14 protein-coding genes are annotated in these 13875 nt (G+C 68.3%); 11 read left to right on the top strand and 3 right to left on the bottom strand.

The window, feature by feature from the left end; translation table 11 throughout:
- The first annotated feature begins 73 nt into the window (after nucleotides 1-73).
- The 7 genes from LF41_RS16170 (at nucleotide 74) to LF41_RS10355 (ending at nucleotide 7663) form a co-directional block, all read left to right on the top strand.
- Entirely contained in the window at nucleotides 74-310 is a 237-nt protein-coding gene (locus LF41_RS16170; RefSeq protein ID WP_152599987.1) for a hypothetical protein, read from the top strand.
- Nucleotides 311-314: 4 nt separating this feature from the next.
- Nucleotides 315-1712 carry an oxygen-independent coproporphyrinogen III oxidase gene (hemN, locus tag LF41_RS10380; RefSeq protein ID WP_036169300.1) on the top strand — a complete coding sequence of 466 codons (1398 nt, stop codon included), beginning with the start codon at nucleotides 315-317 and terminating at the stop codon, nucleotides 1710-1712.
- A gap of 34 nt (nucleotides 1713-1746) precedes the next feature.
- Nucleotides 1747-2499: a helix-turn-helix domain-containing protein gene (locus LF41_RS10375; protein WP_052116332.1), complete on the top strand. Its 753-nt coding sequence runs from the start codon at nucleotides 1747-1749 to the stop codon at nucleotides 2497-2499.
- Between the two features lie 90 nt (nucleotides 2500-2589).
- Nucleotides 2590-4905, top strand: coding sequence for a nitric-oxide reductase large subunit (locus LF41_RS10370; RefSeq protein ID WP_036169295.1), 2316 nt, complete (start codon nucleotides 2590-2592; stop codon nucleotides 4903-4905).
- Nucleotides 4906-4908: 3 nt separating this feature from the next.
- Nucleotides 4909-6144 carry an NnrS family protein gene (locus LF41_RS10365; RefSeq protein WP_036169294.1) on the top strand — a complete coding sequence of 412 codons (1236 nt, stop codon included), beginning with the start codon at nucleotides 4909-4911 and terminating at the stop codon, nucleotides 6142-6144.
- Nucleotides 6141-6545 carry a SirB2 family protein gene (locus tag LF41_RS10360; RefSeq protein WP_036169292.1) on the top strand — a complete coding sequence of 135 codons (405 nt, stop codon included), beginning with the start codon at nucleotides 6141-6143 and terminating at the stop codon, nucleotides 6543-6545. Before LF41_RS10365 ends, LF41_RS10360 begins: the two co-directional genes overlap by 4 nt.
- On the top strand, nucleotides 6545-7663 hold the full coding sequence (locus tag LF41_RS10355) for a PLP-dependent cysteine synthase family protein (protein WP_084073540.1): 1119 nt from the start codon (nucleotides 6545-6547) through the stop codon (nucleotides 7661-7663). Before LF41_RS10360 ends, LF41_RS10355 begins: the two co-directional genes overlap by 1 nt.
- Here the strand turns inward: LF41_RS10355 and LF41_RS10350 are convergent.
- Nucleotides 7584-8750, bottom strand: coding sequence for an alginate export family protein (locus LF41_RS10350; protein ID WP_036169291.1), 1167 nt, complete (start codon nucleotides 8748-8750; stop codon nucleotides 7584-7586). The genes LF41_RS10355 and LF41_RS10350 overlap by 80 nt on opposite strands.
- Nucleotides 8751-8953: 203 nt before the next feature.
- Between LF41_RS10350 and LF41_RS16990 the strand changes: the two genes are divergently transcribed.
- The 4 genes from LF41_RS16990 to LF41_RS10335 are packed head-to-tail and all read left to right on the top strand — an operon-like array spanning nucleotide 8954 to nucleotide 12019.
- On the top strand, nucleotides 8954-9118 hold the full coding sequence (locus LF41_RS16990) for a hypothetical protein (protein ID WP_161786952.1): 165 nt from the start codon (nucleotides 8954-8956) through the stop codon (nucleotides 9116-9118).
- A 27-nt stretch (nucleotides 9119-9145) separates the two neighbouring features.
- On the top strand, nucleotides 9146-10657 hold the full coding sequence (gene nirK / locus LF41_RS10345) for a copper-containing nitrite reductase (RefSeq protein ID WP_036169289.1): 1512 nt from the start codon (nucleotides 9146-9148) through the stop codon (nucleotides 10655-10657).
- Between the two features lies 1 nt (nucleotide 10658).
- Nucleotides 10659-11444, top strand: coding sequence for a formylglycine-generating enzyme family protein (locus LF41_RS10340; RefSeq protein WP_036169287.1), 786 nt, complete (start codon nucleotides 10659-10661; stop codon nucleotides 11442-11444).
- On the top strand, nucleotides 11441-12019 hold the full coding sequence (locus tag LF41_RS10335; protein WP_036169501.1) for an SCO family protein: 579 nt from the start codon (nucleotides 11441-11443) through the stop codon (nucleotides 12017-12019). The genes LF41_RS10340 and LF41_RS10335 overlap by 4 nt, the downstream gene beginning before the upstream one ends.
- A gap of 18 nt (nucleotides 12020-12037) precedes the next feature.
- On the opposite strand, the gene LF41_RS10330 is transcribed toward LF41_RS10335, so the two are convergent.
- Complete coding sequence (locus LF41_RS10330) at nucleotides 12038-12805, bottom strand: hypothetical protein (RefSeq protein ID WP_152599985.1); 768 nt, start codon at nucleotides 12803-12805, stop codon at nucleotides 12038-12040.
- Between the two features lie 81 nt (nucleotides 12806-12886).
- The gene (locus LF41_RS10325; protein ID WP_036169285.1) at nucleotides 12887-13798 is read right to left on the bottom strand and encodes a hypothetical protein; all 912 of its coding nucleotides are present in this window, start codon (nucleotides 13796-13798) and stop codon (nucleotides 12887-12889) included.
- Nucleotides 13799-13875: the final 77 nt, after the last annotated feature.

Here is a 13875-nt window from a genome sequence, read left to right as displayed (position 1 = left end):
GCCTTTGACCTGGATCAAGGCCGACCCGGCCTGCATCGCGGAGGATTCCCGCATCCATCGGGAGTCCACCGCCATGCAATACCTCGTCTGCCCTTCCTCGCACGTCGCCAGCCTCGACAGCATCGCCAGCCGATTGGGCGACATGGATCCCGCCGCGCTCGTGGACGTGGATGCCGCGGGTCGTTTGCGTATTTCCACGCAACTGACCGACGCGGAGGTGTTGCGCGCGTTGCACTCGGCCGGGCTGCTCGTCGCGCCGTCCGACGTCGAGCGGCTGGCGTCGGAGTGTTGTGGCGGATGCGGGGGCTGAGGCGATGGACAGCACGCTCGACTTCGATGCCGATCTGTTGCGCCGTTACGACCGGCCCGGCCCGCGCTACACCTCGTACCCGACGGCGCCGCAATTCCACGCCGGATTCGGTGAGCGGGAATTTCGGCAGGCCGCCGCGTCGAGCAACGGGGATCCGATCCCGCGGCGGCTGTCGTTGTACGTGCACGTTCCCTTCTGCGAGAGCCCGTGCTTCTACTGCGGCTGCAATCGCGTCATCACGCGCGACAAGGCGCGCGCGGACGGCTACCTGGCCCGCCTGTACCGCGAGATCGCGCTCGCGGCGGAGATGTTCGATCGCGATCGCGAGCTGATCCAGGTGCACTTCGGCGGCGGTACGCCGAACTTCCTGTCGCCGGCGCAATTGCAGGAAACGATCGACACGATCGGCACGCACTTCCGCATGGCGCAGGGACCCGATCGCGACATCTCCATCGAGCTGGACCCGCGCCACGTCGATCCGCGCGACATCGCGCACCTGGCGGCCTGCGGCTTCAATCGCGCGAGCCTCGGCGTGCAGGATTTCGACCACGACGTGCAGGTCGCGGTCAACCGCGTGCAGAGCGTCGAGGAGACCCGCGCGGTCGTCGATGCGTGTCGCGCCGAAGGCTTCCGCTCCGTCAACATCGACTTGATCTACGGTTTGCCGAAGCAGACCGTCGCAGGCTTCGACCGCACGCTGGACACCGTCGTCGACATGCGGCCGGACCGCGTCGCCGTCTACGGGTACGCGCATCTGCCGACGCTCTTCAAGCCGCAACGCAGGATCGATGCGTTCGCGCTGCCCGACGCCGAAGCGCGCCTGGCGTTGTTGCGGCAGGCCATCGCACGCCTCACGCAGGCCGGCTACGTCTACATCGGCATGGACCACTTCGCGCTGCCGGACGACGAACTCGCCGTCGCGCAGTCGCACGGCGGCTTGCACCGGAATTTCATGGGATACACCACGCATGCCGACAGCGACCTGGTCGGCGTCGGCGTCAGCGCCATCAGCCACGTCGCCGATACCTTCTGCCAGAACGCGCGCGATCTCCCGACCTGGGAAGCGATGCTCGACGCCGGGCGCCTGCCGGTGTTCCGCGGCATGCGGATGGACGAGGACGATCGATTGCGCGCGAGCCTCATCCAGTCGCTCATGTGCCAGGGCGAAGTCGGGATCGACGAAATCGAGCGTCGTTTCCACATCGACTTCCGCACGTATTTCGGCGATGCGCTCGCGCGATTGACGCCGCTGGTCGAGGACGGACTGGTACGCATCGAGCGACACCGCATCGCGGTCACTGCGCGGGGCCGCCTGCTGCTGCGCAACGTCGCGATGTGCTTCGACCGCTACCTCGACGCGCCCGCCGACGTGGCGACGCCGCGCTTCTCCCGCGCGATCTGACCGCCTGCAACGCATGACGTACCATGGGCCCCGGATGAGGCCGGCCGTCTTTCCGAGCACCGATGCGCGCACGCTGTCCGACGACGGCGACGCGCTGCATTTCTGTTCGACCTGCGCGTTCTCGCAGGCCTGCATGGACCAGGGCATGGACAAGGGCGCCCTGGCCGACCTGCACGTGCTGGTCGAACACCATGGCCCGCTGTCGCCGGGCGACCACGTGTTCCGCGAGGGCGATCGCTTCGATGCGATCGCGGCCGTGCGCGCGGGCACGGTGAAGACCTACGTCGTCGATGCGGACGGGCACGAACACGTGCTGGGGTTCCATCTGCCCGGGGAAATCATCGGCCTCAACGGCATCGACGGCGAGCACTATCCGTGCAACGCCGTGGCGCTCGACACCGTCATGCTGTGCCGCTTCTCGTTCCCCAAGATGGCCGTCCTCGCCGCGCGGATGCCCGGATTGCAACGGCAGTTGTTCCGATTGCTCAGCCGCGACATCGGGCGCGCCGAGTTGCTGGCGGCCGATTGGTCGGCGGACCAGCGGATGGCCGCGTTCCTCATGGGCCTGTCGCAGCGCCTCCAAGTGCGGGGGTTCTCCGCGCACCGCTTCCAACTCACGATGTCGCGCACCGACATCGGCAATTACCTGCGCCTGGCGCCCGAAACCGTGAGCCGCGTGCTGGCCCGGTTCCACCGCGACAACCTGGTGCACGTGGCAGGGCGCGAAGTCGAGTTGCTGGACGTGGACGCGCTCCACGCCCTGGCCGCGCCCGTCCTCAGGCACTGACCCGCCCGAATCGCCTCGCGGCTTGACTTGGGTCAAGGCGGTCGCGCGCGGCCGCACGCACGATGCCTCCCATGATCATGGGAGGGTGAGATGGAAAGCACGCGGAAGCTTTGGCTGGGGCTGGCGGCGCTGTTGATCGCGTCGTTCGCGGTATTGCTGTGGGCGGGGGGCGAAATCTTCCGCGCCGCGCCGCCGGTGCCCGAGCGCGTCGTCGATACCACGGGCGCGACGGTCTACACGCGCCACGACATCGAGCGCGGCCGCCAGGTGTGGCAATCGATGGGGGGCATGCAGCTGGGGTCGATCTGGGGCCACGGCGGCTACGTCGCGCCCGACTGGAGCGCCGACTGGCTGCATCGCGAAGCCACCGCGCTCCTTGACCAGTGGGCGCGCGCCGAAGGCAGCGTGTCGTATGCGAAGTTGACCGCCGAGCGGCAGGCCGCGTTGCGCGGACGGCTGCAGGCGCAGTTCCGCGCAAATACCTACGACGCCACCACCGGCGTGATCACGTTGACGCGCGAACGCGTCATCGCGCTGTCCAACGTGGCCGCGCACTACGAGAGTCTGTTCGGCAACGACCCGGCCACCGCGCGCTTGCGCGAGGCCTACGCGATGAAGGAAGGCACCGTGCCCGACGCGGCCAACCGCCGCTCGCTGACGGCCTTCTTCTGGTGGACGGCGTGGGCGGCCGGCACCGAACGCCCGGCCGACGCGAATTCCACCGGCGAGGCCGGCGTCGCGACGAAGCAGGTGACCTACACCAACAACTGGCCGAGCGAGCCCTTGCTCGGCAACACGCCGCCGCCGTCGATGTGGGTGTGGTCGGCCTTCAGTGTGTTGTTCCTGATCGCCGGCATCGGATTGCTCGGCTGGCATCACGCGCGCACGCACGGACGGGGAGAGGCGGCGCACGCGATTCCGTCGAGCGATCCGATGGCCGCGCTGCGCGTGACACCGTCGATGCGCGCCACGGCGAAGTATTTCTGGGTGGTGCTCGCGCTGTTCCTCGTGCAGATCCTGCTCGGGGCGATGACGGCCCACTACCAGGTCGAAGGCCAGCAGGCCTACGGCTTCGCGATCTCCGACATCCTGCCGTATTCGATCACGCGCACCTGGCACACGCAGTTGGCGGTGTTGTGGATCGCGGTGGCGTGGCTCGGCACGGGCTTGTACATCGCACCGGCGTTGTCGGGGCACGAGCCGAAATTCCAGCGCTTCGGCGTCAATGCGTTGTGGGCGTGCCTGTTGATCATCGTCGTCGGCGCGTTCGCGGGCCAATGGCTGGCGGTGATGCAGAAGCTCGGGCTCGACCTGAACTTCTGGTGGGGCCACCAGGGCTGGGAATACGCGGACATGGGCCGCTTCTGGCAATGGTTCCTGTTCATCGGCCTGCTGCTGTGGCTGACGCTCGTCGGCCGTGCGTTGTGGCCGGTGTTGCGCGGGCCGCGCACCGACACCAAGGCGATCGTCGGATTGTTGTTCCTGTCCACCGTGTGCATCGGCCTGTTCTTCGGCGCCGCGCTGATGTGGGGCGAGCACACGCACATTTCGGAAGTCGAGTATTGGCGCTGGTGGCTCGTGCACCTGTGGGTGGAAGGCTTCTTCGAAGTCTTCGCCACCGCGGTGATGGCGCTGATCTTCACGCGCCTGGGGCTGGTCGAGGCGAAGTCGGCGACGACCGCGGTGCTGTTCGCCACGATCATCTTCATGAGCGGCGGCGTGCTGGGCACGTTGCACCACCTGTACTTCGTCGGCACGCCCACCACGGTGGTGGCGCTGGGTGCGAGCTTCAGCGCACTGGAAGTCGTGCCGCTGGCCTACATCGGCTTCGAGGCTTACCACACCTACAAGCTCGGCCACGCCGTGCCGTGGATGGCGCGCTATCGCTGGCCGATCCTGTTCTTCGTCGCGGTGTCGTTCTGGAACCTGGTCGGTGCGGGGCTGTTCGGCTTCCTGATCAACCCGCCGCTGTCGCTGTACTTCATGCAGGGCCTGAACCTGACGCCGCTGCATGGCCACACTGCGCTGTTCGGCGTGTACGGCATGCTGGGCATCGCGCTGATCCTGTTCTGCATGCGCGGGTTGCGCGGCCAGATGGTGTGGGACACGCGTGCGCTGAAGGTGGCGTTCTGGTGCTTCAACATCGGACTGGTGCTGATGGCGCTGCTCACGCTGCTGCCCATCGGCACGATGCAGTTGCTGGCGGCCATCGAACACGGCTACGCGTATGCGCGCTCGGCGGAGTTCATGCAGCGTCCGATCGTCGACATGCTGGTCTGGATGCGCGTGCCGGGCGACACGATCTTCAGCATCGGCGCACTGGCGTTGGCGTGGTTCGTGTTCCGGCTCTGGGTCGCGCCCAAGCGCCTGCCGGTGCCCGACGGCGCGACGGACGCGGAGCGCTGAGGCATGCACGACGTCGCATCGCAGGCGCGCGCGGGTGCATCGCCGCGCCTGCTGCTCCAGGCGCCGCATCGCATGATGTTCTTCATCGGTGCGGGCAACCTGCTCCTGGCGATGGCGTGGTGGGCGGCGTGGCTGGTCTCCACGCGCTGGCCCGACGTGCTCCGGATGGCGCAGCCCACGCCTTACGCCGGGTGGTTGCATGCGATCGTCATGCAGTACCAGGTGCTGGCGAGTTTCATCTTCGGCTTCCTGCTCACGGTGTTTCCGCGCTGGATGGGCCTGCCGGAGTTGCGGCGCGCGCGCTACGTCCCCGTGGGCGTGGGCCTGTTCGGCGGCCAGCTCGCGACGCTGCTGGGCGCCTGCGGATGGTCGGCCGGCATCGAGGTCGGCGTCGTGTCGACACTGGCCGGATGGCTTTACGCGATCGCGACCCTCGCCTGGCTCGTCATGCGCGAACGCGGCGCCACATGGCACGCGCGTTCGTGCCTGGCCGCGCTCTCGCTGGGCGGCGTGGGGCTCGTCGCGTGGACCGCGTTCGTGTTCGGGGCCTCGCCGATCTGGGCGTTCGTCGCGATCAAGGTCGGCACGTTCGGTTTCCTGCTGCCGATGTACGTCACCGTCGCGCACCGCATGTTTCCGTTCTTCGCGAGCAACGTCGTCGCGGGGTACGTGCCCTGGCGTCCGTTGGGGTTGCTCGCCGCGACGTGGACGCTCGTCGTGCTGCACCTGACGCTCGAGCTGCTGCACGCCTATGCCTGGCTGTGGGTCGCGGACCTGGGCCTGTTGGCCTGCACGCTCGTGATGTGCGTGCGGTGGTGGCCCATCGGCCCGCAACCTGCGTTGCTGCGCGTGTTGTTCATCGGGTTTGCGTGGCTGCCCATCACCTTCGTCCTCTACGCGGCGCAGAGCATCGTGTACGCGACGACGGGCGCCTTCGCGCTCGGACGCGCGCCGGCCCATGCGCTGTTCATCGGCTTCTTCGGCAGCGTGCTGGTCGCGATGGTGACGCGCGTGACGCAAGGCCATTCGGGCCGTCCGTTGCGGATGCCGGCGGCGGCGTGGTTCGCATTCTGTGCGTTGCAGGTGATCGCCGTCGTGCGCGTGGCCGCGGAGCTGAGCGCGGATCCGATGCGATGGCACGCGGTGGCGGCGATCGGTTGGATCGTGGCGCTGGCCCCGTGGATCGCGCGCCTGGGCCGCATCTATCTCACCGCGCGCATCGACGGGAAGCCGGGATGATCGAGTTCTATCCGCAGATCAAGGCCTTCCACATCTTCGTTGCACTGCTGAGCGGCGCACTGTTCGCGCTGCGGGGCGGCTTCGCGCTGGGCGGCGCACGCTGGCCGTATGCGAACACGGTGCGCTGGGCGAGCTGGGCGATCGACACCGCCTTGCTCACCGCCGCACTGATGCTGCTCACCGTGCTGCCGCACGCGGTATTCGGCAACGGCTGGCTCGCGGTCAAGCTGGCGCTGATCGTCACCTACATCGCGCTCGGCACGATCGCGTTGAAGCAGGCGCGCATCGAGCGGACGCGGGGGACGATCGGTTACGTGGCGGCATTGCTCGCGTTCGGCGCGATCTACGCCACGGCGCGTGCACACGATCCGCTCGGGATGGTGCGCTGGTGGCTGTCCTGATGACCGACCGCGCGTGGCTCGCCGGCGCGATGGCGCAACTGCGCCAGGAACAGGCGCGCTCGGCGGACACGCATTTGCTGCGGTTGGACTTGCCCGCGTTTCCCGACATCGCGTTCTACCTGAAGGACGAGGCTTCGCATCCGACCGGGAGCCTGAAACATCGCCTGGCGCGATCGTTGTTCCTGTACGCGTTGTGCAACGGACGCTTGCATCGTGGCCAGACGATCGTCGATGCCTCGTCCGGAAGCACGGCGATCTCGGAAGCGTGGTTCGCCCGGCTGCTCGGCCTGCCCTTCGTCGCGGTGATGCCCGCCGGTACCGCACCGCGCAAGATCGCCGACGTGCGCGCCTTGGGCGGCGTGTGCGACCTGGTCGACGATCCGGCGACGGTGCACGAGCGCGCCCGCTGGCACGCCGAACGTGGCGCCTGCCATCTCGACCAGTTCGGATTGGCCGAACGCGCGACCGATTGGCGCGGCAACAACAACATCGCCGAATCGATGCTCGCGCAGATGGCGCACGAACCCGACGCCGAGCCGACGTGGGTGGTGTGCGGCGCCGGCACGGGCGGAACCTCCGCGACGATCGGCCGCTACCTGCGCTATCGCGGACTGCAGACGCAACTGTGCGTCGCCGACCCCGCGGGCAGTGCGTTCGCCGCAGGGTGGCGCACGCGCGATCGCGCGGCGACCGCTTCGCGCGGCACCGTCATCGAAGGCATCGGACGGCCACGGGTCGAACCGGGATTCGTGTTCGAAGTGGTGGACCGCGTCATCGAAGTGGAGGACGCGCACTCCATCGCCGGCATGCATGCGCTGGAAGGCTTGCTCGGCCGTCGTTACGGCGGTTCGTCCGGCACGAACTTCATCGCGTGCCTGCGCCTGGCCGCAACGATGCGCGCGTGCGGCGCACGCGGCAGCATCGTCGGCCTGTTGTGCGACCGCGGCGAGCGTTACGACGAAACCTTGTACTCGCCGGCGTGGTTGCGCGAGCGCGGGATCGCGCCGCCCGCGCTGCCGGCGGAACTGGACGACGCGGTCAGTGCGCCCACTCGAACTGGAGCCACACCTTCGTCGTGTCCTTCGCGAATCCGTCGGCCGCGTAATCTGCGAACTTGACCAGGCCCTTGACGCTTGTCCCGACAGGGAAGGCCAGCGACGCGTTCGACTCCGTGCCGTAAGCGCCGCCGACGTCCGCATCGTAGCGGTGCCATGCGACTTGCCACTCGAGCTTGCCCTCTCGCGCGGCACCGTCGACCGCGATCCAGCGGTCTTCGAGGCCGCCGGGCGGCGTCGTGTTGAACTTGTCGGCCCATCCGTTGAACGCGTGCAGGCTCGCGAGCGGTGTCTGCAAGGCGTGGCGGCCGTTGCCGCCCAGGTGTTCCCACCCGAGGCGTCCGGTCGCGTGCGCGAAGGTCCATGCCGGCTCGATTCGCCAGTACGCGTGCGCGAAGTGCAGCGGGTTGTCGGCGTAATCGCGTTGCAGGGCGTATTCCGCCGCGATCGACGGGCCGTGCGTCTTCGGTGGGCGCGTCGTCGAAAACCGCAGGCCGGTCGTGACCGTCGAGGCGGTGCGGACATCCTGGTCCTCGTGCAACAACGCGAACGCCTGCCACTGCGACGTCGCGTCGCCCGCCCATTGCAGCGAGAACGCGTGCGTCGACAGGTTGCGTTCGCGCGCCAGCGGATCGCGCGCGCGATCACCCGCGACGCGATGGACGCTATCGAACCAGGCATACCGCACGTCGAGACGATCGCGCACGTGCCATTGCGCGGACAGCGCATCGAAGGTCTGCTCGTTCTGTCGCCAACCGCTGTTGCCCACCCAGCGCTGGTTGCCGAACACGACGCGTTGGCGCCCCAGCGTGGCCTGCACGCCGGCGCGCTTCCACGCCACCCACGCCTGGTTCAACTCCGCGCCGGCGGGATCGATGATCGCAGGCAACGTGCGATGGGCGTTGGTGCCATCGTCGTGCGCGCCGGCCGCGGCGATGCCTTCTCCCTCGACGAGAGCCGACCATTCGTCGGACAACGTGAAACGCGCGCCGAGGCGCAATCGCGCTGTCGTGGCATCGGCGTGCTGACGAAAGGCGTCGTCGTCGACCTGTTCGTTGCGCAGGCGCAAGTTCCACTCCGCCGACACCTGCGCGAAGGCGAGGGCGGGAACGCAGGCGAGCAGGGCGCAGCAACCGCGGAGCAGGGCCATGGGGACCTCCTGGATCGGATGACGCCAGCCTCGCCGCTCGCGGCCGCGGCGGCCCTGATCCAAGTCAAAAGGGGGCCGATACGCACGTCGCCAAAGCCGCTTGCGCTTGATCCAGGTCAGGGCCGCGCCGCAGTGCCGGGAAGAGACTGGGCCCGAAACGACCACCCATCCACTCGCATGCATCACATGACCGGGGGAACACCATGAAAAACGTCACTTTCTATGCGGCAGTCACCGCCGCCCTGCTCGCCGCTGCGCTCGCCGTGGCCGGCCTCGTGGTCGCGGCGAACGCGGCCGATCCGCAGCCCGCCCGCGCGCAATCCTCGAATCAGGCGCCTGCTGCGAACCCGATGTCCGTTCCGTTCTGACATCCGCCAGGCACAAGGAGTCGACAGATGATCAAGCACTTCGCATGCGTCCTCGTCGCGGCAGCCTGCATCGCCGTCGCGGGTTGCGGCGGCAGCGACAAGGCCGTCGGCGACGACAAGCCGGTCGCGACCGAATCCGGCGGCTCGCTCAAGGGCGATCTCGGCCCGCCCCAGGGGCCCGATGTCAAAGCGGTGTTGACCACGCCGCCGATGGTGCCGCCGGCCACGGGCCGCAAGGCGCCGGCACGCGTCATCGTCGAACTGGACGTCATCGAAAAGGAGATGCCGATCTCCGAAGGCGTGACGTACACGTTCTGGACCTTCGGCGGCACCGTGCCGGGTAGCTTCATCCGCGTGCGGCAAGGCGACACAGTGGTGTTCCACCTGCGCAACATGCCGCACAGCAAGATGCCGCACAACATCGACCTGCATGGCGTCACGGGGCCGGGCGGCGGCGCGGCATCGAGCTTCACCGCGCCGGGCCACGTCACGCGCTTCACGTTCAAGGCGCTCAACGCCGGCCTGTTCGTCTATCACTGCGCGACCGCGCCGGTCGGCATGCACGTGGCGAACGGCATGTACGGACTGATCCTCGTCGAGCCGCCGGAGGGCATGCCGCCAGTGGATCGCGAGTACTACGTGATGCAGGGCGACTTCTACACGACGGGCAAGTACCGCGAGAAAGGCCACCAGCCCTTCGACATGGAAAAAGCGATCGAAGAACACCCGACGTACGTGTTGTTCAACGGCATGGAAGGCGCGCTCACCGGCGAGAAGGCGCTCCAGGCGAAGACCGGCGAAAACGTCCGGCTGTACGTCGGCAACGGCGGTCCCAACCTCGTGTCGAGTTTCCACGTCATCGGCGAGATCTTCGACAAGGTGTGGTTCGAAGGCGGCACGCGGTTCCAGGAGAACGTGCAGACGACCCTGATCCCGGCTGGCGGCGCGGCGATCATGGACTTCCACGTCGAAGTCCCGGGCAGTTACGTGCTCGTCGACCACTCGATCTTCCGCGCGTTCAACAAGGGCGCGCTCGCGATCCTGAAAGCCGATGGTCCCGAACGGAAGGACATCTACTCGGGCAAGGAAGTCGATGCGATGTACATCGGCGATCGCGCGAGCGCCAACCTCGCGGCGGTGAGCCAGGCCGCGACGGCCGCGACGACCGGCGCGTTGACCTCGGAAGACCAGGTCAAGGCAGGCGAAGCGTTGTTCGCCGGCACGTGTTCGACCTGCCACCAGGCGACGGGGCAGGGCATGCCGGGCGTCTTCCCGCCGCTGGCTGGCTCCGATTACATCGCCGCCGATCCCAAGCGCGTTCCTTCCGTGATCCTGCACGGCCTCGTTGGCAAGGTGACCGTCAACGGCAAGGAGTACGACTCCAACATGCCGCCGATGAGCCAACTGACCGACGACGAGGTGGCCAACATCGCCACCTACGTGCTCAACAGTTGGGGCAACCCGGGTGGCCGCGTGACGAAGGACGAAGTGGCGAAGCTGCGCGCCGCGAAACCCGCCACGGCGTCCGCGGGCCACTGAAATGCGCGCCCTGGCCGCCGGCATGTGCGTGTTCGCCTGCCTCACCGCTTTCGCGGTGGCGGCAGGCAACGCCGCGCCGCGCTACGCGGGATTGCCGGGCGGTCCGTTCAAGTCCGCGCTTGCGTACGAGGATGCGAAGAAGGGCGTGCGCATCGCGCCCTTCGCACTCATGCGCATGCCCGTCACCAACGGCGAATTCCTCGCGTTCGTGCGCGCGCACCCGGAGTGGCAACGCGGTCGCGCGCCGAAGGTATTCGTCGAAGAGCGCTATCTCGCGCATTGGGCGGGGCCGACGACGCTGGGCGCTCGCGCGCTGCCGGAACAGCCGGTGACGTGGGTCAGCTGGTTCGCGGCCGATGCGTATTGCGCGTCGATCGACGCACGCTTGCCGACGTGGAACGAATGGGAATACGCGGCGGCCGCCGACGAAACCCGCCGCGATGCCCGCAAGGATCCCGCGTGGCGCGAACGCATCCTCGCGTGGTACTCGCGTCCGTCCGACACCGCGCTGCCGCGCGCCGGATTGCAGCCGCCCAACGCCTACGGCATCCAGGATCTGCATGGCCTGGTGTGGGAGTGGACGGACGATTTCGGCTCGCTGCTCGTCTCCGGCGACAACCGCAACCAGGGCGACGCCGACAAGCAGAAGTTTTGTGGCGCGGGCGCGTTGTCGATGGACGACCGCGACAACTACGCGGTGCTGATGCGGGTGGCGATGCTGTCGTCGCTGGATGCGCATGACGCCACCGCCAACATGGGATTCCGATGCGCGAGGAGCGGCCGATGAAGTGGCTTCGATCGATGACGGCATGCCTTGCGTTGCTGGTCGCGTCGAGCGGCGCGGCGGAGACGGGCAAGACCGGATCGCGGCCCGCCGATTCGGTGTACCAGCTGTCGATGCCGCTCACCGATGCACGCGGCAAGACGCAGGATTGGCGCGCGCTGGAAGGCAAGCCGCGGATCGTCGCGATGTTCTACACCTCGTGCCCGTACATGTGCCCGCTGATCGTCGAATCCGCGAAGGCCGTCGAGCACGCACTGCCACCGGCGCAACGGGGCCGCGTGGGCGTCGTGCTGATCAGCCTCGACCCCGCGCGCGACACGCCGGCCGTGCTGCGCGAGACGGCGACCAAGCGGAAGATCGATGCGACGCGCTGGCTCCTCGCTGCACCCGCACCGGCCGACGTCCGCAAGATCGCCGGCGTCCTCGACGTGCGCTATCGCCGGCTCGCGGACGGCAACTTCAACCACACCAGCGTGCTGATCCTGCTGGACGCACGCGGGCGCATCGTCGCGCGCACCGAGCAGATAGGGCCGAAGCCGGATGCGGACTTCGTGTCCGCGGTGCGCGCGCAGTTGTAACTGCGCGCCAGCCGAACCTCAGAACGACGGGTCGATGTCGACGACCGAATCGACCGAGACGACGGGCAACCCCGCATTGGATTCCGCGCCCGCCGCGCGCGCCGCCACGCACTGCCGCGATTGCATGGCGCGCGTCTGCCAGCCGAATTCGTAGGAGCGACGGCCGTTGTCGCCGCGGCCGTAGGTGAGCATCAGCGTTTCGCGCGTCGCGACGGACTTGCCGTCGATCTGTTCGGTATCGAAGTGGTTGAGCTCGACCATGCTTTCGATTTCGTCGCGGAGCAGGCGGCTTTCGCGCGAGTCGTCGAGGCCGTCGACCGATTCCAGCGTCGCCGAGCCGTCGGCGTTCACCACGAAGTGGATGTCGACCTTGCCGGTGAGCTTGTTCTTCGCGACGACCTTGCCCATGCCTTCGGTGATCACCCAGGGGTCGCCGCCCTTGATGCGGGGGCCGTTGCCGTGGAAGGCCAGGCCCATCGAGTACGCACCGCTCGCGTCGGGGATGGCGCAGGCGCTCAGCGACAACCACGTCGATGCGTTCCCACTGTGTCCTTCGCGCGGGCGTTGCGCGAACGACCACGTGCCCAGTTCCTTCGCCACGTACTGACGCACGGGCTCGGGCAGGGTCTTGTCGACGGCCACGGCGACCACCTTGCCGGCGCCATCCACTTCCACGCGCGCTTCGGCGCGGAACGCGAGCGGCGCCGGAGGAGCGGCGTCGGTCGCGGCGACGACATTCGCGCTGCCGAGCAGCGCGCACAACAACAGACATCCGTTACGACGCATTCCCTGATCCCCGCGCGGTCGCACGACCGGCCCCGGCGTGCAGAGTAGGGGCGCGGCCGGTCCGCCTGCAATGACGCGCCCTCACTTCGCCGGCAGCGGCGGCGGCACGCCCATGTTCGGCGGCGGCGTGGCGCGCGTGGGTTGCAGCCACATGCGGCCGGCGGCCAGGTCCACGGTGACGATCCAGTCCTTGAGGAAGGGCATCCCCAGATTGCCGTCGATGTTGAGGTCCCCGACGATCACGTATCCGCGCGCCACGAGGCCCGGGGCGAGGGCGATGCTGCCCGCGTGCGGACCCTCCGCTGCCGGATCCAGTCCGAACAACGACGCGTAGGCCTTCGACACCAGCAGCGTGCCGCCGTTGCCGCTGTCCAGTTCGAATCGCGCGATGCCTTTTTCGGTGGGGACTTCGAGGTTCACCGCGAGCGCGAGGCCCTGCGCCTCATGCGACAGGCGAATGGGCAGTTCACGCGCGCCGGCGATGCGTTGCGCCGCGCTCTCCGGCGATTCGACGTATAGCTTGCCACCCGCGAAATCCATTGTGATGGTCTTGCCGGCGAAGACGTCGAGCGCGAGGAGGCCCGCCATCGGCTCGGCGTCCTTCGCGATCAGCGGCGCCACCTGCATCACGCCCGCGACCGGCGCGACGAGCGCGTTCCCATCCACGGTGAACCGCAAAGCATCGCAGCGTGGCATCGCCAGGTGCTTGCCGGTCATCGTGAAGCCGCCGAGCGACCCCCACGGCGTGCACCCCGCCGCCTTCGCGAACTCCGGCGACACCACCGTGTGCCCGCCGGCGGTGTCGAACGCGAACAGGCCCTTCGTCCCGTTGGCTTCGACATTCACGGCCACCGAGCGCCGATAGGGCGCGAGCGCGAGCGTGGCGATGGGCGCGGCGGTGACGGCCGGCGCAGGTGCGGCCTCGCGCGACTGGCCGGGCACGATCGGTGACAGCAACAGCAGGCACGACAACGAGAGAGGCGGCAGGCGCATGGCGTGCTCCGGGGGGACGTTTCGGCTGTGATGCGCCGAGTGGCGCCGGGGTTGAATGCTGGCCCAAGGTCCCATGG

Source organism: Lysobacter dokdonensis DS-58, from assembly GCF_000770795.1.
Classification (GTDB): Bacteria; Pseudomonadota; Gammaproteobacteria; order Xanthomonadales; family Xanthomonadaceae; genus Noviluteimonas; species Noviluteimonas dokdonensis.
Note: the sequence above shows the minus strand (reverse complement) of the source record. Positions and strands in the feature narration are given on the sequence as shown.